14 protein-coding genes are annotated in these 19,646 nt (G+C 60.4%); 13 read left to right on the top strand and 1 reads right to left on the bottom strand.

Annotated features, from left to right (window positions below; genetic code table 11):
- Window positions 1-121 precede the first annotated feature (121 nt).
- Genes HU759_RS12890 through HU759_RS12870 form a run of 5 tightly spaced genes read left to right on the top strand, consistent with a single transcriptional unit; the run spans window position 122 to window position 7,475 of the window.
- Window positions 122-1,951, top strand: a complete 1,830-nt coding sequence (locus HU759_RS12890; protein ID WP_017136935.1) for an extracellular solute-binding protein — start codon at window positions 122-124, stop codon at window positions 1,949-1,951.
- Complete coding sequence (locus HU759_RS12885; RefSeq protein WP_170040265.1) at window positions 1,948-3,768, top strand: extracellular solute-binding protein; 1,821 nt, start codon at window positions 1,948-1,950, stop codon at window positions 3,766-3,768. Before HU759_RS12890 ends, HU759_RS12885 begins: the two co-directional genes overlap by 4 nt.
- The gene (locus tag HU759_RS12880; protein WP_058422335.1) at window positions 3,769-4,842 is read left to right on the top strand and encodes a microcin C ABC transporter permease YejB; all 1,074 of its coding nucleotides are present in this window, start codon (window positions 3,769-3,771) and stop codon (window positions 4,840-4,842) included.
- A gap of 1 nt (window position 4,843) precedes the next feature.
- A complete protein-coding gene (locus HU759_RS12875) occupies window positions 4,844-5,863 on the top strand; it encodes an ABC transporter permease (protein WP_012723835.1) in 1,020 nt (339 codons plus the stop codon).
- Between the two features lies 1 nt (window position 5,864).
- Entirely contained in the window at window positions 5,865-7,475 is a 1,611-nt protein-coding gene (locus tag HU759_RS12870) for an ABC transporter ATP-binding protein (protein WP_170040268.1), read from the top strand.
- 856 nt (window positions 7,476-8,331) lie between these two features.
- Here HU759_RS12870 and HU759_RS12865 read toward each other — a convergent pair.
- Complete coding sequence (locus HU759_RS12865; protein ID WP_017135449.1) at window positions 8,332-9,456, bottom strand: IS481 family transposase; 1,125 nt, start codon at window positions 9,454-9,456, stop codon at window positions 8,332-8,334.
- Between the two features lie 257 nt (window positions 9,457-9,713).
- Here HU759_RS12865 and HU759_RS12860 point away from each other — a divergent pair, with 257 nt between their 5' ends.
- From HU759_RS12860 to hbdH, 8 genes are all read left to right on the top strand, one after another.
- The gene (locus HU759_RS12860; RefSeq protein WP_010210937.1) at window positions 9,714-9,995 is read left to right on the top strand and encodes a peptidylprolyl isomerase; all 282 of its coding nucleotides are present in this window, start codon (window positions 9,714-9,716) and stop codon (window positions 9,993-9,995) included.
- 130 nt (window positions 9,996-10,125) lie between these two features.
- Entirely contained in the window at window positions 10,126-11,988 is a 1,863-nt protein-coding gene (locus HU759_RS12855; RefSeq protein WP_170040270.1) for an extracellular solute-binding protein, read from the top strand.
- Window positions 11,988-13,046, top strand: a complete 1,059-nt coding sequence (locus tag HU759_RS12850; RefSeq protein WP_069788428.1) for a microcin C ABC transporter permease YejB — start codon at window positions 11,988-11,990, stop codon at window positions 13,044-13,046. Before HU759_RS12855 ends, HU759_RS12850 begins: the two co-directional genes overlap by 1 nt.
- On the top strand, window positions 13,046-14,068 hold the full coding sequence (locus HU759_RS12845) for an ABC transporter permease (RefSeq protein WP_056859498.1): 1,023 nt from the start codon (window positions 13,046-13,048) through the stop codon (window positions 14,066-14,068). The genes HU759_RS12850 and HU759_RS12845 overlap by 1 nt, the downstream gene beginning before the upstream one ends.
- 10 nt (window positions 14,069-14,078) lie before the next feature.
- Complete coding sequence (locus HU759_RS12840) at window positions 14,079-15,650, top strand: ABC transporter ATP-binding protein (protein ID WP_017136941.1); 1,572 nt, start codon at window positions 14,079-14,081, stop codon at window positions 15,648-15,650.
- Window positions 15,651-15,751: 101 nt separating this feature from the next.
- Window positions 15,752-17,158: a sigma 54-interacting transcriptional regulator gene (locus HU759_RS12835; protein WP_169987659.1), complete on the top strand. Its 1,407-nt coding sequence runs from the start codon at window positions 15,752-15,754 to the stop codon at window positions 17,156-17,158.
- A 289-nt stretch (window positions 17,159-17,447) separates the two neighbouring features.
- The gene (locus tag HU759_RS12830; protein WP_099489563.1) at window positions 17,448-18,839 is read left to right on the top strand and encodes a GntP family permease; all 1,392 of its coding nucleotides are present in this window, start codon (window positions 17,448-17,450) and stop codon (window positions 18,837-18,839) included.
- Between the two features lie 7 nt (window positions 18,840-18,846).
- The gene (hbdH, locus tag HU759_RS12825; RefSeq protein WP_099549137.1) at window positions 18,847-19,620 is read left to right on the top strand and encodes a 3-hydroxybutyrate dehydrogenase; all 774 of its coding nucleotides are present in this window, start codon (window positions 18,847-18,849) and stop codon (window positions 19,618-19,620) included.
- Window positions 19,621-19,646 lie beyond the last annotated feature (26 nt).

The following is a 19,646-nucleotide window of genomic DNA, read 5'->3' as shown; positions in this document are numbered from 1 at the left end:
ATTCGCGAGCAAGCCCGCTCCCACATTGGATCTCCAGTGGTTTCAGCCACCTTTTTCCAACCGGAACAAGCTGTTACTGTACCGATCATAAAGCCCAAGCCGCCTGGATCGGATCTCTGACTTGAAGCGTCCCCTCCTTCTACTAATAAGTCTGGCCTTGAGCTTTGCTGCGAACGCGACGATTACCGAGAGCCACGGTTACACGCAGTTCGGCACACTCAAGTACCCGGCCAAATTCACCCACTTCGACTGGGTAAACCCTGCAGCGCCCAAAGGCGGGACATTGCGGGTCATGGCATTTGGCACCTTCGATACCCTCAACCCCTACACCTTCAAGGGCACCAGCCCGGTTTCCACGCCCAATTTCCTGCAATACGGCGTCAACGAGCTGAACGAACCGCTGATGGTCGGCACCGGCCAGTACGCGCCGTCCGGTGACGAGCCCACCTCCAGCTACGGGCTGATTGCCCAATCGGTGGAGTACAGCGAGGACCGCAGTTGGGTGGTGTTCAACCTGCGCCCGGAAGCGCGCTTCCATGATGGCAAGCCGATCACCGCTTATGACGTGGCATTTTCCTATCGCACCCTGCTCACCGAAGGCCACCCGCAGTACCGCACCAACCTGCAGGAAGTGGCGCGGGTCGACATTCTCAACCGCCATCGCATCCGTTTTGTATTCAAACGCGCCGGCAACCCACTGCTGATCCTGCGTCTGGGCGAACTGCCGGTTCTACCCCAGCATTACTGGAAGAACCGCGACTTCAAGGCCACCACCTTCGAGCCGCCTTTGGGCAGCGGGCCGTATCGCATCACCAAGGTCACCCCGGGCCGCCAGCTGGTGTTCGAGCGGGTCAAGGATTACTGGGGCAAAGACCTGCCGGTCAACCAGGGGTTCTACAACTACGACAAGGTCGAAGTGGAGTTCTACCGCGACAGCGACGTGGCCTTCGAAGCCTTCAAGGCCGGTGAATTCGACCTCTATATCGAACACCAGGCCAAGAACTGGGCCACTGGCTACAACTTCCCCGCGGTCAACCGCGGCGACGTGATCAAGGCGCAGATCGCCCACCAGATCCCGACCCAGAGCCAGGGCTTGTTCATGAACACGCGGCGGCCGATCTTCAGCCAGACCAAAGTGCGTGAAGCCCTGGGGTTGATGTTCGATTTTGAATGGACCAACCGCACCCTGTTCAGCAGCGCCTATAAACGCACGCTCAGTTACTACCCCAACAGTGAGTTTTCTGCGACCGGCGTGCCAGTGGGGCATGAATGGCTGATGCTCTCGCCCTACCGCGACCAGTTGCCGCCCAACCTGTTCACTCAAGCCTTCAGCCTGCCGCAGACCGACGGCCGCGGCATCCCGCGCGAGACGTTGCGCCGCGCCCTGGCCTTGCTCGGCGAAGCGGGCTGGAAACTCTCAGACCAGCGCCTGCTCGACAGCAAGGGCCAACCGCTGCGCTTCGAGATTCTGCTGGTCAACCCGAACCTTGAACGCATCCTGCAGCCCTACGTCGAAAACCTCAAAAGTATCGGCATCGACGCGCGCCTGCGCACGGTTGACCGGGCGCAATACAAGCAGCGCCTGGATCAGTTCGACTACGACATGATCCTGATCACCCTCAACCAGACCTTGAGCCCGGGCCTTGAGCAGTGGCAGTACTTCCACTCCAGCCAGGCGGCCATCAAGGGCAGCAAAAACTACGCCGGCATCGCCAACCCGGTGGTCGACCACCTGCTCGACCAACTGCTGGCGGCGCAGACCCGCGAAGAACAATTGGCCGCCGGCCGCGCCCTCGACCGGGTGCTGCTGTGGCAGCACTACAGTATTCCCAACTGGTACCTCAACTATCATCGCTTGGCGTACCGCAACCGGTTCGCCTTTGTCACCACGCCGCCCTATAGCCTGGGTTTGAGCGCGTGGTGGCTGAAAGCTTCGGAGAAAGCCCAATGATGACCTTGCGCACCGCCCTGTTTGGCGCCTTGTTAGCGTGCGGCGCAGCCAATGCCGCGCCGCAACATGCGCTGACCCTGTACAGCGAGCCACCCAAGTACCCCGCCGACTTCAAGCATTTCGACTATGTAAACCCCGACGCGCCCAAGGGCGGCACCTTCCGTGAATCGAGCATGGGCGGCTTCGACAGCCTCAACCCTTACATCAGCAAGGGCGTGCCCGCAGACAACCTGCCGCTGATCTACGACACCTTGGCCATGCAAAGTCTGGACGAGCCCGTCACCGAGTACGGCCTGGTGGCCGGCAAGATCGAAAAGGCTCCGGATAACAGTTGGGTGCGCTTCTACCTGCGCCCCGAAGCGCGCTTCCATGATGGCCACCCGATCCGGGCCGAAGACGTGGTGTTCACCTTCCAGGCGCTGATCAAGGACGGTTCGCCGCTCTACCGCAACTATTACGCCGACGTCGAAGAAGTGGTCGCCGAAGACCCGCTGCGTGTGCTGTTCAAGTTCAAACGCACCAATAACCGTGAATTACCGCTGATCCTCGGCCAACTGCCGGTATTGCCCAAGCATTGGTGGGCAACGCGCGACTTTGCCAAGGGCAACCTGGAAATACCGCTGGGCAGCGGGCCGTACAAGGTCGCCGAGGTCAAACCGGGACGCATGGTGCGCTATGAGCGGGTCAAGGATTACTGGGCCAAAGACCTGCCGGTGACCCAGGGCTTCTACAACTTCGATAACCGCATCACCGACTACTACCGTGACAGCACCGTGGCGCTGGAAGCCTTGAAAGCCGGGCAGTTCGACTATTGGCTGGAATTCAGCGCCAAGAACTGGGCCAACGCCTACAACATTCCGGCCGTGGCCCAGGGCCGGTTGATCAAGGAAGAAATTCCCAACGGCAACCCCACCGGCATGCAGGGGTTTGTGTTCAATACGCGCAAACCGATGTTCCAGGATGTGCGGGTGCGCAAGGCCATCAGCCTGCTGCTGGATTTCGAGTGGAGCAACAAACAGCTGTTCAATGGCGCCTACACCCGCACCCGCAGCTACTTCGAAAACTCGGAGATGGCCGCCACCGGCCTGCCCGGCCCGGCGGAAACCGCCATCCTGGCGCCGTTTCGCGACAAGCTCCCCGCCGAAGTCTTCACCCAAGCCTTCGAGCCGGCCAAAACCGACGGCAGCGGCATGATCCGTACCCAGCAGCGTGAGGCTTACCAGCTGTTGCAGGAGGCTGGCTGGAAGATCGTCGACGACAAGATGGTCGACGCCACCGGCAAGCCGGTAAACATCGAGTTTCTGTTGACCCAGACCGATTTCGAACGGGTGCTGCTGCCCTTCAAGCGCAACCTGGCAGACCTTGGGATCAACCTGGTAATCCGCCGCGTTGACGTTTCGCAATACATCAACCGCCTGCGCTCGCGGGACTTCGACATGCTGGTAGGCAGCTTCCCGCAGTCCACCTCGCCGGGTAACGAGCAGCGCGAATTCTGGTCGTCCGCCGCCGCCGACAAATCCGGCAGCCGCAACTACATGGGCCTCAAGGACCCGGTGGTCGACCAACTCGTCGAAGAACTGATCAACGCCGACTCGCGCCAAAGCCTGGTCGACCATGCCAAGGCGCTGGATCGGGTCTTGCAGTTTGGCTACTACGTGATTCCCAACTGGCACATCAAGACTTACCGCGTGGCGTACTGGGATCACTTGGGCCACCCCAAAGTCCCGCCACGTTACGACGTCGGCACGGCCACCTGGTGGGCCAAACCTGCCGTCGACACTGTCCAGAACGCCGATCCGGCGAGCGGAGGCGATTAAATGCTGGCCTATATTGTTCGCCGCCTGTTGCTGATCATCCCCACACTGTTCGGGATCCTGCTGATCAACTTCATCATCATCCAGGCCGCCCCCGGTGGCCCGGTGGAGCAGATGATCGCCAAGCTCGAAGGGTTCGACGGCGCCACCAGCCGCATTGCCGGTGGCGGCGCCGAGGTCTCGGTGGCCGGTTCCAGCTACCGCGGCGCCCAGGGCCTGGACCCGGCGCTGATCAAGGAAATCGAAAAGATGTACGGCTTCGACAAGTCGGCGCCGGAACGCTTGTGGATCATGGTCAAGAACTATGCACGACTGGATTTTGGCGACAGCTTCTTTCGCGACGCCAAGGTCATCGACCTGATCAAGGAAAAGATGCCAGTGTCCATCTCCCTCGGGCTATGGAGCACGCTGATCATGTACCTGGTGTCGATCCCGCTGGGCATCGCCAAGGCCACGCGGCACGGTAGCCACTTTGACGTGTGGACCAGTTCGGCGATCATCGTCGGCTATGCCATCCCGGCGTTTTTGTTCGCGATCCTGCTGATCGTGGTGTTTGCCGGCGGCAGTTACCTGGACTGGTTCCCCTTGCGTGGGCTGACGTCCAACAACTTCGAGGAACTGAGCGTAGGCGGCAAGATCCTCGATTATTTCTGGCACCTGGCCCTGCCCGTCACCGCGTTGGTGATCGGCAACTTCGCAACCATGACCCTGCTGACCAAAAACAGCTTCCTCGACGAAATCAACAAACAGTATGTGGTCACCGCCAAAGCCAAGGGCCTGACCAACCACCGCGTGCTTTACGGCCACGTGTTTCGTAACGCCATGCTGCTGGTAATTGCCGGTTTCCCCTCGGCGTTTATCGGGATCTTCTTCACCGGCTCGTTGCTGGTCGAGGTGATCTTTTCCCTCGACGGCCTGGGCCTGATGAGCTTTGAAGCGGCGATCAACCGCGATTACCCGGTGGTGTTCGGCACGCTGTTTATCTTCACCCTGCTGGGGCTGATCGTGAAACTGATCGGCGACCTCACTTACACCCTGGTCGATCCGCGCATCGACTTCGCCAGCCGGGAGCATTGAGATGAACCTGTCCCCCCTCAATCGCCGCCGGTTCGAGCGTTTCAAAGCCAACAAACGTGGCTGGTGGTCGCTGTGGCTGTTCCTGATTCTGTTCGTGCTCAGCCTGGGCGCCGAGTTGATCGCCAACGATAAACCGCTGGCAGTCCATTACGACGGTGGCTGGTATTTCCCGGCGCTTAAACGCTACCCGGAGACCACGTTTGGCGGCGAATTCCCGCTGGAGGCCAACTACAAAAGCCCGTATATCCAGGAACTGCTCAAGGCCAAGGACGCCTGGACGCTGTGGGCGCCCATCCCGTTCAGCTACCAGAGCATCAACTACGACCTGAAAGTCCCCGCGCCAGCGCCGCCGTCTTCGGTGAACCTGCTGGGCACCGACGACCAGGGCCGCGATGTGCTGGCGCGAGTGATCTACGGCTTTCGTGTGTCGGTGCTGTTTGCCCTGACGCTGACCGTGCTCAGCTCGATCATCGGCGTCATCGCTGGCGCCTTGCAGGGTTTCTATGGCGGCTGGGTCGACCTGGCCGGCCAGCGTTTCCTGGAGATCTGGTCGGGTTTGCCGGTGCTGTACCTGCTGATCATCCTCGCCAGCTTTGTGCAGCCCAACTTCTGGTGGCTGCTGGGCATCATGTTGCTGTTTTCGTGGATGAGCCTGGTGGACGTGGTGCGCGCCGAGTTCCTGCGCGGGCGCAACCTGGAATATGTGCGTGCCGCCCGAGCGCTGGGCATGCAGAACGGCGCGATCATGTTCCGGCATATCCTGCCCAATGCCATGGTCTCGACCATGACGTTCATGCCGTTCATCCTCACCGGTGCCATTGGCACCCTCACCGCCCTGGATTTTCTCGGTTTCGGCCTGCCGGCCGGTTCGCCGTCCCTGGGCGAACTGGTGGCCCAGGGCAAATCCAACCTGCAAGCGCCGTGGCTGGGCATGAGTGCGTTTGCCGTGTTGGCGATCATGTTGAGTTTGCTGGTGTTTATCGGCGAGTCCGCTCGCGATGCCTTCGACCCGAGGAAATGAGATGAATCAGGACAATCTGATCGAAGTCCGCGACCTCTGCGTCGAGTTCGTCACCGGCGAGCATCATCACCGCGTGGTCAACAATGTCAGCTTCGATATCAAGCGCGGCGAAACCCTGGCGCTGGTCGGCGAAAGCGGCTCGGGCAAATCGGTGACCGCCCACTCGATCCTGCGCCTGTTGCCCTACCCGCTGGCGCGGCACCCGGCCGGCACCATCAGCTATTCCGGGCATGATCTGCTGACCCTCAAAGAGAAAACCATCCGGCATATTCGCGGCAACCGCATTGCGATGATCTTCCAGGAGCCAATGACCTCGTTGAACCCACTGCATTCGATCGAGAAGCAGATCAACGAAGTGCTCGGCCTGCACAAAGGCCTGACCGGTAAAGTCGCGACCCGGCGCACCCTGGAACTGCTTGAACTGGTGGGCATCCCCGAGCCGCACAAGCGCCTCAAAGCCCTGCCCCACGAACTGTCCGGCGGCCAGCGCCAGCGGGTGATGATCGCCATGGCGTTGGCCAACGAGCCCGAACTGCTGATCGCCGACGAACCGACCACGGCCCTCGACGTCACCGTGCAATTGAAGATCCTGGAACTGCTCAAAGAGCTGCAGGCCCGGCTGGGCATGGCATTGCTGCTGATCAGCCATGACTTGAACCTGGTGCGGCGCATCGCCCATCGTGTGTGTGTGATGCAGCAGGGTTGCATCGTTGAACAGGCTGATTGCGAGACGCTGTTTCAGTCGCCCCAGCACCCTTACACCCAGGAACTGCTGGCGGCGGAGCCCAGCGGTGGGCCAGCCAGTAACGAGGTCGGGCCGCCACTCCTGGAAGTCGACGACCTGAAGGTCTGGTTCCCGATCAAAAAGGGCTTTTTGCGCAACACCGTCGATTACGTCAAGGCGGTGGACGGCATCAACTTCAGCCTGCCCCAGGGCCAGACGCTGGGCATCGTCGGTGAAAGCGGCTCGGGCAAGTCCACCCTGGGCCTGGCGATTTTGCGCTTGATCGCCAGCAAAGGCGGGATTCGCTTTGAAGGCCAGCAACTTGACCGCTTGACTCAGCAACAGGTGCGCCCGCTACGGCGGGAGATGCAGGTGGTGTTTCAAGACCCGTTCGGCAGCTTGAGCCCGCGGATGTGTGTGAGTGAGATCGTTGGCGAAGGGTTGCGTATCCACAAGATGGGCACGCCGGCCGAGCAGGAAGTGGCGATTATTGCAGCGCTCAAGGAAGTGGGCCTGGACCCGGAGTCGCGGCATCGTTACCCCCATGAGTTTTCCGGTGGGCAGCGTCAACGCATTGCCATCGCCCGTGCCTTGGTGCTCAAGCCCCGCTTGATACTGCTCGATGAACCGACGTCCGCGCTGGACCGCACGGTGCAGCGGCAAGTGGTGGAATTATTGCGGGGGCTGCAGGCCAAGTACAACCTGACGTACCTGTTTATCAGCCATGATTTGGCGGTGGTGAAGGCCTTGAGTCACCAGTTGATGGTGGTCAAGCATGGGCAGGTGGTGGAACAGGGGGACGCGGCGGGGATCTTTGCGGATCCGCAGCATGCTTATACGCGGCAGTTGTTGGAAGCTGCGTTTTTGGTGCCTGCTGTTGTGGTTTGATCGTGTACATATCCGTTATTTAAGTAACGGCGGCCTATGCTTCCGCTCTTACAGCGGGTCACTTTTGCAAGGACCGGAATGCCGGCCCAGTCAAAAGTAACCAAAAGGTCCTCGCCCCAACACTCGGTGCCTCGCTATGGCTCGGCATGCCCGCAATCCGACAGTGATTTGGGGGGCCGCCGCGATGGGCCATCCTTGGCCCAGCGCGGCTAAACCGGCATCCCTGCCGGTTTACCCCCCAAATCCCTGTCAGATTCCGGCCATCGTGTTTAACGGGGCGATTTCAGATCAAGATCAAGATCAAAAGCGCAGATCAAAAGACCGCTGACTTCGTCATCGAAAAGGATGTAAGAGCCGGAGCAACAGCAACAGCAACAGCAACAGCAGAGCCATACTCGATCAAAGGTGGGAGCTGGCTTGCCTGCGATGGCATCAACTCGGTGTACCTGATACACCAAGGTGTCTGCATCGCAGGCAAGCCAGCTCCCACAGAAAAGCAGATCTTCAGTGTATGCAAATCCGCCTTTCGCCTTTCGCTTTTGATTCAACCACTCAGGTCGGCTTTCAGGCCGCCGTGCTGTAGATCTTGATCTTGCTTTTGATCTGAGGCGCCCCGTTAACCACGATGGCCGAACGCAGGCTTGAATCCGTGGGTAACCCGGCAGGACGCCGGGTTAGCCGCGCTGGGCCAAGGATGGCCCATCGCGGCGGCCCACGGATTCAAGCCGGAGTGAGGGCACACCGAGCATTAGCGAGGTGCCGAGTGGTGGGGCGAAGACCTTTTGGTTACTTTTGGGGCGTTTGCTGTACGGACCGGACACATGGTTGACACATGTGCGGGGACATGGTGGACACATTATTGACCATAATCAGGCTTACTAATGTCGATTGTTCGCAAAAAGTGATGGCAGAAATAGACGTCGAACAGACCATCGCTTTCTGCGTTCGGGCGGATTGCTATGTGCTGTCCTACCAAGCCTTTTGCGATGCTGAAGTAGCGTTTTTGGAAGCGAAAACGGCTGTGATAAACCTTGGCTAACACGTCGTCTGGTCCGTATTCAAACTCAGGTAGCTTTTGCGGATAAGCCCAAGGACTGCTGCGATAGCGGTCCATGGGCACCTTGTATTCCAGCGCCTGATGAGGACGTTGCAGGTTGTATATTTCACGCCATTGATCGAATGCTGATTGAGCATCCGCTAGCGTAGAAAAGTGACGCCCGTTAAGGACTTCTGCCTTGAGTGATCGATGAAAACGCTCGATTTTCCCATTTGTTTGCGGATGGTAGGGACGACTGAAACTTATCCGAATTCCCAAACGCACCAGCCAAATACTCAACTCTGTGATCTCGCCAGGATTACGCGGTGAGCCCCATGGCGCGCCATTGTCGACGTTGATACGTGCCGGTAAACCGTAAGTTTCAAATACCTCGCTCATCTTCTGTTTTACGGTGGTGCCTCGCTCGTTATCACACGCTTGGATGGCCAGGTTGAACCGCGAATGATCGTCCAGGATGGTCAGGGGGTGGCATCGGCCTTGCTGCATTGCAAAGTGGCCTTTGAAATCCATCTGCCAAAGATCGTTGGGCTCAGGATGTTCAAATCTCAGCCGGGCCTCTGGTTCTTTCTCTGAAGGCTTAATCAAGCTGTGCCGGTGCAGGACATTAGTGACAGTACTGGGAGCAATTCGCTTGTCCAGCATGCTGCTAATTGTGCGTCCGCCCCATGCCGGATGATCTTGGCGAAGTGCAACGACCTCAGCCTCCAGCTCGGCCCGGGTCAGTTTGGGGCTGCTGGCGGGCCTGCGTGACTTCTCTTGCAAACCCGCAGAGCCGCCGGCCTCGTAACGCTTTAGCCACTTGTAGGCGGTTTGCGGACTTATACCAAATCGTCGACACAGCTCTCGCTTATTACTGCCGGGTTTCTTTGCTAAGGAAACAAACTCTTGTTTTAGGCTCATGGCGTCTCTCGTGTTCCAGGGCATGATGGCCTCCCGGCGAAGCTGGCTTCGCCGAGAAGTGTCCACCATGTCCCCGCACACCCGTCAACCATGTGTCCGGTCCGTACAGGGCGTTTGCCAAAAGTGACCCGCCGTAAGGGCGGAACCCTAAGTGGCCGTTACCGCAGCAACGGATATGTACTCAATCAACCCAACCCAACCCACCACAAGATGGAACTTTGCCAACAAAAAACCACCTGAATCCGGTAGGCTCACCCTTTTTACTTCAAGGAGTTACCCCCATGGCCAAAGCCACCGCCCGCCACATCCTCGTTTCCACCGAAGACAAGTGCAACGAACTCAAGGCCCAGATCGAAGGCGGCGCCGATTTCGCAGAAATCGCCAAAGCCAACTCCAGCTGCCCATCCAGCCGCGACGGTGGCAACCTGGGTTCGTTCGGCCCAGGCCAGATGGTCAAGGAATTCGACACCGTCGTCTTCAGCGCCCCCGTCAACACCGTGCAAGGCCCGGTAAAAACCCAGTTCGGCTACCACCTGCTGGAAGTCACCAGCCGCCAGGACTGATCCCGTCCGCGCTGATGCTATAAACAACGGCCCGCCTTTTGGTGGGCCGTTGTGCATCAAGTGACTGGCAACCCATAAGCCGTTAACGTACAAATCCCTATTACTGTTCACCCGGCGCTCAAGGCTGATAATGCGATTGGTTTTTTCCACAAAACTCTTCAGCTACACCCTGGCCCTGCTACTGGCCAGCACCGCCGTGATCGCGGCCCCGCAAACCTACCTCACGGTCTACGGCGAACCGGCCAAGTACCCCACCGGCTTCACCCATTTCGACTACGCCAACCCCAACGCGCCCAAAGGCGGCAGCCTGCGACGCTCAGCCATCGAAATCGGGCGCTTCGACCATGTATTGCCGTACATAGACAAAGGCATCGGCGTCTCCCAGGTCGACGGCTGGCTCTACGCCCCGCTGGCCCAGCGCTCCCTGGATGAGCCCTACACCGTTTACGGCCTGGTCGCCGAAAAAATGGAACGCGCCGACGACGGCCTCTCGCTGCGCTTCTACCTCAACCCCAAGGCACGCTTTGCCGATGGCACGCCGATCACCGCCGAAGATGTACGCTACAGCTTCGACCTGCTGATGACCCAAGGCAGCCTGCGCTTTCGCACCCTGTTCGCCGACGTCAAACACGTCGAAGTCGAAGGCGAGCGCCAGGTGCGCTTCGACTTTTCCAGCAATGAAAACCGCACCCTGCCTCTGGATATCGCCACCCTGCCGGTATTCCCCGAGCATTGGTGGAAAACCCGCGACTTCGCCAACGGTGGCGGCTACGAAGCGCCGCTGGGCAGCGGCCCGTACAAAATCAGCAAAATCGACTCCGGCAGCACCATCACTTTCACCCGCGACCCCGACTGGTGGGGCAAGGACTTGCCCGTCAGCCGGGGCCTGTACAACTTCGACCACTTGAGCCTGGAGTACTTCGGCGACACCGAGGTGGCCCGCCAGGTGCTGCGTGGCGGCGCCTATGACTTCAACCGCGAGTTCTCCGCTACGGGCTACTCCATCGGCTACAACGGCCCGGCCCTCGACGATGGCCGCCTGCAACGTGCGCACTTGGCCAAAGAGATGCCGCAACCGGCCCAGGGCTATGTGTTCAACGTGCAAAAACCGATGTTCAAGGACCGCCGCGTGCGCCAGGCGCTGGCGATGCTGTGGGACTTCGAATGGGCCAACCGGCAGATGATGCGCAATATGTACATCCGCCAGCAGAGCTTCTTCTCCAACAGCCCGCTGGCTGCAAGCCAACCGCCGACCCCAGAGGAACTGGCGATTCTTGAGCCACTGCGCGGCCAGGTGCCCGACGAAGTATTCACCCAAGTTTTCAAGGCGCCGGTCACCGACGGCAGCGGCATGATCCGTGACAAACAGCTGCAAGCCCTGGCACTGCTGGAAGCCGCCGGCTGGACACCCAAGGGCGACAAGCTGGTCAACGCCGACGGCGAGCCACTGGAGTTCACCTTCCTCAATGCCCAGGCCGGTCTGGAGCGCCTACTGCTGCCGTACAAGCGCAACCTGGCGCAGATCGGCATCACCCTGAATATCCGCCGCATAGACTCGTCCCAGTACGTCAACCGCATCATGGCCCGCGACTACGACATGATCGTCATCGGTTTCCCGGTCACCACGTCGCCAGGCATGGAGCTGTACAACTACTTCGGCTCGCAGGCCGCCTACGACCCTGGTGCGAACAACTACATGGTGCTCAAAGACCCCGCCGTCGATACCCTGATCAGCGGGCTGGTCAAAGCCAACACCCAGGCGCAGATGCTCACTTACGCCCATGCCCTGGACCGCGTGCTGCAATGGAACTACCTGTGGATCCCCAACTATTACCCGCCCGGCACTTCCGCTGCCTGGTGGAACCGTTTCGGTCGCCCGGCCATCGAGGCCAAAAACGACGAAGCGCTGGAAACCTGGTGGGAAATCAGCCCCACACCACTGACGAATGAGCAAATGAACGCCGAGCTGAAAAAACGCGGAGGAACGCGCTGATGTTTGCCTATATCGTGCGGCGCCTGCTGCTGATTATCCCCACGCTGGTGATCATCCTGCTGGTCAATTTCGTGATCGTGCAGGCCGCGCCCGGCGGCCCGGTTGAACAAGCCATTGCCCACCTGCAGGGCATCGGTGGCGGCGGCATTGGCGGTGGTGGCGGCGAAGCCGTCAACGGCTCGCGCGCCAGCCGTGGCCTGGACCCCAAATTGATCAAGGACATCGAAAAGCAATACGGCTTCGACAAGCCCGCGCCGGAACGTCTGTGGCTGATGCTCAAGAACTACGCCCAACTGGATTTCGGTAACAGCTTCTTTCGCGGCAAAAGCGTGATCGACCTGATCCTGGAAAAAATGCCGGTGACCATTTCCCTCGGTTTATGGGCCACCTTGATCACCTATCTGGTGTCGATCCCCTTGGGGATTCGCAAGGCCGTGCGCCACGGCAGCAGCTTTGACGTGTGGAGCAGCACCGCGATTGTCATCGGTTATGCGATGCCGGCCTTCCTGTTTGCGATGTTCCTGATCGTGCTGTTCGCCGGTGGCACCTCGCTGAACTGGTTCCCGGTGCGCGGGCTGGTCTCGGAGAACTTCGACGAACTCAGCACAATCGGCAAAATTGCCGACTACTTCTGGCACCTGGTGTTGCCCGTCAGCGCCCTGGTGATCGGCGGGTTCGCGACGCTGACCATCCTCACCAAAAACTCATTCCTGAATGAAATCACGCGCCAATACGTGGTCACCGCCCGTGCCAAGGGCTTGAGTGAACGCCGGGTGCTCTACGGCCATGTGTTTCGCAATGCCATGCTGCTGGTGATCTCGGGGATTCCCCAGGCATTTATCAGCGTGTTTTTTGCCGGTTCCCTGTTGATCGAAGTGATCTTTTCCCTCGATGGCCTGGGCCGCATGAGCTACGAAGCCGCCGTATCCCGCGACTACCCGGTGGTCTTTGGCTCGTTGTTTATCTTCACCCTGTTCGGGCTCTTGATAAAACTCATCGGCGACCTCTGCTACACCCTGGTGGACCCGCGTATCGACTTCGCCGCGAGGAACGCCTGATGCTTAATCTGTCTCCGGTGGCCCGTCGGCGTTTCGAGCGCTTCAAGAAGAACCGCCGTGGCTGGTGGTCGCTGTGGCTGTTTATCGGCCTGTTTATCCTGACCCTGGGCGGCGAGTTGATCGCCAATGACAAACCCTTGGTGCTGAGCTTCAAGAACGAGCTGTATTTCCCGGTGTTCAAGCGCTACACCGAGCAACAGTTCGGCGGCCAGTTGCCCTTCCAGGCCGACTACCGCAGTGACTACGTGCAAAAGCTGATCAAGCAGGACGGCGGCTGGATGCTGTTCCCGCCGATCCCGTTCAGCGACGACACGCCCAACTACGAACTGACCCGCCCTGCCCCCAGCCCGCCCTCGACGGTGAACTGGCTGGGCACCGATGATCAATCCCGCGATGTGCTGGCGCGGGTCATCTTCGGCGCACGGGTGTCGATCCTGTTTGCCCTGGCACTCACTGCCATCAGTGCCGCCATCGGCATCGCCGCTGGCGCCTTGCAGGGCTATTACGGCGGCTGGGTCGACCTGCTCGGTCAGCGCATTCTGGAAGTGTGGTCCGGACTTCCGGTGCTGTACCTGCTGATCATTTTGTCCGGCTTTGTCGAACCGAATTTCTGGTGGCTGTTGGGGATCATGGCGCTGTTTTCCTGGCTGGCCCTGGTGGACGTGGTGCGCGCCGAGTTCCTGCGCGGGCGCAACCTGGAATACGTCAAGGCCGCACGCGCCCTGGGCCTGGGCGATGGCAAGATCATTCGCCGGCATATCCTGCCCAACGCCATGACCGCCACCTTGAGCTACCTGCCGTTTATCTTGACCGGGGCAATTTCAACCTTGAGCGCCCTGGACTTTCTCGGGTTCGGCATGCCCGCCGGCAGCGCGTCCCTGGGCGAACTGATTGCTCAGGGCAAGCAAAACCTGCAAGCGCCCTGGCTGGGCCTGACGGCATTTTTCACCTTGGCGCTGATCCTGTCGCTGCTGGTCTTTATCGGCGAGGCATTACGTGATGCCTTCGACCCACGCTCATGAGTAATTGCGTATGAACCTGATCGAGATCCGCGACCTCAGCGTCGCCTTCAGCGGCCAGACCGTGGTGAGCAAACTGTGCCTGGACGTGCGCCCTGGCGAATGCCTGGCCTTGGTCGGCGAGTCGGGTTCGGGCAAGTCGGTAACCGCCCACTCGATTCTGCAATTGCTGCCAGACGCGGGCACGCACACCACAGGCTCGGTGAAGTATCGCGGCCAGGAGCTGATCGGCGCGTCGACGGCCACCTTGCAAAAGCTGCGCGGCAACCGTATTGCGATGATTTTCCAGGAGCCGATGACCTCGCTCAACCCGCTGCACAGCATCGAAAAACAGATCGGCGAAACCCTGCTGCTGCACAAGGGCCTGGGCGGCAAGGCGGCGCAGTCACGCATTCTTGAGCTGCTCGAACTGGTGGGCATCCAGAAACCCCAGGAGCGCCTCAAGGCTTACCCGCATCAACTCTCCGGCGGCCAGCGCCAGCGGGTGATGATCGCCATGGCCCTGGCCTGCGAGCCGGAGCTGCTGATTGCCGACGAACCCACCACCGCGCTGGACGTGACCGTGCAGCGCAAGATCCTGCTGCTGCTCAAGTCGTTGCAACAACGCCTGGGCATGTCGCTGCTGCTGATCAGCCATGACCTCAACCTGGTGCGCAGCATTGCCCAGCGTGTGTGTGTAATGCGCGCCGGGGAGATTGTCGAGCAGGCCGACTGCGAGACGCTGTTCACTGCGCCGCAACACCCCTACAGCCGCCTGCTGCTGGATGCCGAGCCGTCCGGCGATGCGCTGTGCAGTGATGAACGTGAGACGGTGTTGCAAGTCGACGACCTGAGCGTGCAATTCCCCCTCGGCGGCGGGCTGTTCAGGCGCAAAACCTGGCTGCGCGCAGTCGACGGCATTAGCCTTAGCGTGCAGCGCGGCAAAACCTTGGGGATTGTCGGCGAGTCCGGCTCGGGCAAATCCACCCTCGGCCAGGCGATCCTGCGCTTGCTCGATTCCACCGGCAGTATCCGTTTTCAGGGTGAAGCCCTCGACCCGCTGAACAACCAGCAGATGCGCCCATGGCGCAAGCAGATGCAGGTGGTGTTCCAAGACCCGTTCGGCAGCCTCAGCCCGCGCATGTCGGTGCAACAGATCATCAGCGAAGGCCTGGAAGTGCACGCGCCGTGCAGCCTGGCCGACCGCGATGCGCAAGTGATCCAGGTGCTCAAGGACGTGGGCCTCGACCCCGCCAGCCGTCATCGTTACCCCCATGAGTTTTCCGGTGGCCAGCGTCAACGCATCGCGATCGCCCGCGCCTTGGTGCTCAAGCCTGCGCTGATGCTGCTGGATGAACCGACCTCAGCCCTCGACCGCACCGTGCAGAAACAAGTGGTGGCGCTGTTGCGTGAACTGCAGGAAAAATACGGCCTGACCTATCTGTTTATCAGCCACGACCTGGCGGTGGTGCGGGCCATGGCCCACGACATGATCGTGATCAAGGACGGCAAGGTGGTGGAGCGCGGTGCGAGCCATGTGGTGTTCGACGCGCCGCAACATCCCTATACCAAAGAGCTGCTGGCGGCGGCGCACATTCCCTTGTAGGCGCTGGCTTGCCTGCGATGGCGATCTTGAGGACGCCATCGCAGGCAAGCCAGCTCCCACAGGACCGTATTCCAATCATATTTTGCGTTGGCAGTGTGAGCATGAACATCAGCGACAGCCTCAAGGACTACCAGCAGGTTCGCGGCCTGGCCATCCAGTCGCTGTTCGAGATCATCGAGCAGTCCAGCGAAGGCACGGTGATTGTCGATCGCGACGCGAATATCGTGTGGATGAATGAGCGCTACGCCAAACGTTTTGGTCTTAAAAGCGCCGATGAAGCCATCGGCCAGCCGTGCGAGCAAGTGATTTCCAATAGCCTGTTACGCCAGGTGGTGCGCAACGATCAGCCGATTCTGCTGGATATCCAGGACACGCCCAAAGGCCCGTTGGTGGTGATGCGCCTGCCGATCCACGATGACGCAGGCGCGGTGATCGGCGCGATCGGGTTTGCGCTGTTTGATGAGCTGCGCAACTTGTCGCCGCTGATCGAGCGCTACCTGAGCATGCAGCAGGAGCTGGCCTCCACCCGTTCGCTGCTGCGTTCACGCCAGAGCAAATACAACTTCGCGCATTTTATTGGCACCAGCGCGGCCAGCCTGGAAGTCAAACGCCGGGCACGACGCAGTGCGAGTGCCGAGTCGCCCGTGTTGCTGCTGGGCGAAACCGGCACCGGTAAAGAGTTGCTGGCCCAGGCCATCCACGGCGCATCAACGCGCGCCCATAAAGCATTTGTCAGCATCAACAGCGCGGCCATTCCCGGCGACCTGCTCGAAGCCGAGTTCTTCGGCACAGCACCGGGCGCCTTCACCGGCGCCGACCGCAAGGGCCGCCCCGGCAAGTTGCAAATCGCCCAGGGCGGCACGCTGTTCCTCGATGAAATCGGCGACATGCCACTGCCGCTGCAAAGCAAACTGCTGCGGGTGTTGCAGGAAAAGGAATACGAGCCGGTGGGCTCCAACGAAATGGTGCACAGCGATGTGCGGGTGATCGCGGCCACGTCCATGGACCTGGAAGCGGCGATCAAGCGCGGCGAATTCCGGGCGGACTTGTATTACCGCCTGAACGTGCTGCCGATCCAGGTGCCGCCGTTGCGTGAGCGCCTGGAAGATATTCCGGCGTTGAGCGAGGCGATTCTTGAAGAGTTGCGCAGCCAGCATGAGCTTGACCGCGAAGCCTTGGCGTTGCTGGCGCAGCACGCGTGGCCGGGGAATATCCGTGAACTGCGCAACGTACTGGAACGCGCGGCGTTGTTGAGTGATGACCTGGTGCTGGATGCCGAAGAGATTCGCGCGGCGATCGGCACGTTCAGCCCGGTGGCCCGTGGGCGGGTGGAGACGGTCGAGGGCGAGACATTTGCGGCGGCGCGGGAGCGCTTTGATCGGCAGGTGATTGCGGCGGCACTCAAGGCCTGTGAAGGCAATGTGGTGGAAGCCGCCAAGCGGTTGGGGCTGGGTAGATCGACCCTGTACAAAAAAATGGTGGCATTGGACATGAGCGAGTCTCAATAAATAGACAAAACTCCACAAACAAAGACAGTCCACTGTGGGAGCTGGCTTGCCTGCGATAGAGGCCCATCAGTCAATACCTATTGAACTGAACCACCGCTATCGCAGGCAAGCCAGCTCCCACTTTTGATCCTTGTCAGTCTCAAAAAAGAGATAATCTCAAGAATTGCACCCGCACAAAATAATAATATCTATATATTTCAACAACTTAATCAATTGGCACACATCTCGCTATAGCCCCTCTCCAACGCACCACCCCCACAAAAATAACAATTCGATCTGGAGACACACCATGAGTGTGATCATTGCCCTGGCAGCCCTCGCGCTGCTGATGCTGGCTGCCTACCGTGGCTACAGCGTGATCCTGTTTGCCCCTATCGCCGCCCTCGGCGCCGTGCTGCTCACCGACCCGTCCGCCGTCGCCCCCGCGTTTACCGGGGTGTTCATGGAGAAAATGGTCGGCTTTATCAAACTGTATTTCCCGGTGTTCCTGCTCGGCGCGGTGTTCGGCAAGCTGATCGAGCTGTCGGGTTTTTCGCGCTCGATTGTGGCCGCCGCCATCCGCTTGCTTGGCACGCGCCAGGCGATGCTGGTGATTGTGCTGGTCTGCGCCCTGCTCACCTACGGCGGCGTGTCGCTGTTTGTGGTGGTGTTTGCGGTGTACCCGTTTGCGGCGGAGATGTTCCGCCAGAGCAACATTCCCAAGCGCCTGATCCCGGCGACCATCGCCCTCGGTGCGTTTTCGTTCACCATGGACGCCCTGCCCGGCACGCCGCAGATCCAGAACATCATCCCCAGCACCTTCTTCAACACCACCGCCTGGGCGGCGCCGTGGCTGGGTTTGATCGGCACGGTCTTCGTGTTCTGCACCGGCATGCTCTACCTGGCGCGCCAGCGCAACAAGGCACAACGCGCCGGTGAAGGTTATGGCACCGAGCTGCGCAACGAGCCGGAAACCGCCGACAACCTGGCGCTGCCCAACCCGTGGGTCGCGCTGTCGCCGCTGATTCTGGTGGGCGTGATGAACCTGCTGTTCACCCACTGGATCCCGCAGTGGTACGGCAAGACCCACAGCCTCAGCCTGCCGGGCATGAGCGCGCCGGTGACCACCGACATCGCCAAGCTCACGGCGATTTGGGCAGTGCAGGCGGCGTTGCTGGTGGGCATCGTCATGGTGCTGGTGTTCGGCTGGTCGGCGATCAAAAGCAAGCTCGCCGAAGGCAGTAAAAGCGCGGTCAGCGGCGCGCTGCTGGCGGCCATGAACACCGCCTCGGAATACGGCTTTGGCGCGGTGATCGCCTCGCTGCCAGGCTTTCTGGTGCTGGCGGACTGGCTCAAGGGCATCCCCAACCCGCTGGTCAACGAAGCGATTACCGTGACCCTGCTGGCCGGTATCACCGGCTCTGCCTCCGGCGGCATGAGCATCGCTTTGGCGGCCATGTCCGAGAGCTTTATTTCGGCGGCCCATGCGGCCAATATCCCCCTTGAAGTGCTGCACCGGGTTGCGGCCATGGCCAGTGGCGGCATGGACACCCTGCCCCATAACGGCGCGGTCATCACCCTGCTCGCGGTCACCGGGTTGACCCACCGCGAAGCCTACAAGGACATCTTCGGCATCACGATCATCAAGACCCTCGCGGTGTTCGTGGTGATCGGTACTTTCTACGCCACTGGCATTGTGTGAGGTTTTCATGACGACTTTGAATGGCAAGACCGCCCTGGTTACCGGCTCTACCAGCGGCATCGGCTTGGGCATCGCACTGAGCCTGGCCAAGGCCGGCGCCGACCTGATCCTCAACGGCTTCGGCGACGCCAGTGCGGCGGTCGCCCAGGTGCAGGCGTTCGGCGGCAAGGTCGGGCATCACCCGGCGGACGTCAGCGACCCGGCGCAAATTGCCGACATGTTTGCCTACGCCGAGCGCGAGTTCGGCGGCGTCGACATTCTGGTCAACAACGCCGGTATTCAGCACGTGGCGGCCGTGGAAGACTTCCCGGTGGAACGCTGGGATTCGATCATCGCGATCAACCTGTCGTCGGTGTTCCACAGCACGCGCTTGAGTTTACCGGGCATGAAGGCCAAGGGCTGGGGGCGCATCGTCAATATCGCATCGGTGCATGGTTTGGTCGGTTCGGTGGGCAAGGCGGCCTACGTGGCGGCTAAACACGGGGTCATCGGCCTGACCAAGGTGGTGGGCCTGGAGACCGCCACCGGTAACGTCACCTGCAATGCCATCTGCCCAGGCTGGGTGTTGACGCCGCTGGTGCAAAAGCAGATTGATGATCGAGCGGCCAAGGGCGTTGATCCGCAGCAGGCGCAGCATGATTTGCTGGCCGAGAAACAGCCGTCGCTGGAGTTTGTGACGCCGCCACAGCTGGGTGAGTTGGTGTTGTTCCTGTGCAGTGAAGCTGGCGCCCAAGTGCGCGGCGCCGCGTGGAATATCGATGGCGGCTGGCTGGCCCAGTAAATCAGGCAAGCCAGCTCCCACAGTTG

The sequence above is a fragment of the Pseudomonas sp. OE 28.3 genome, assembly GCF_014268205.2.
Classification (GTDB): Bacteria; Pseudomonadota; Gammaproteobacteria; order Pseudomonadales; family Pseudomonadaceae; genus Aquipseudomonas; species Aquipseudomonas edaphica.
This window is presented reverse-complemented; position numbering and strand designations above follow the sequence as displayed.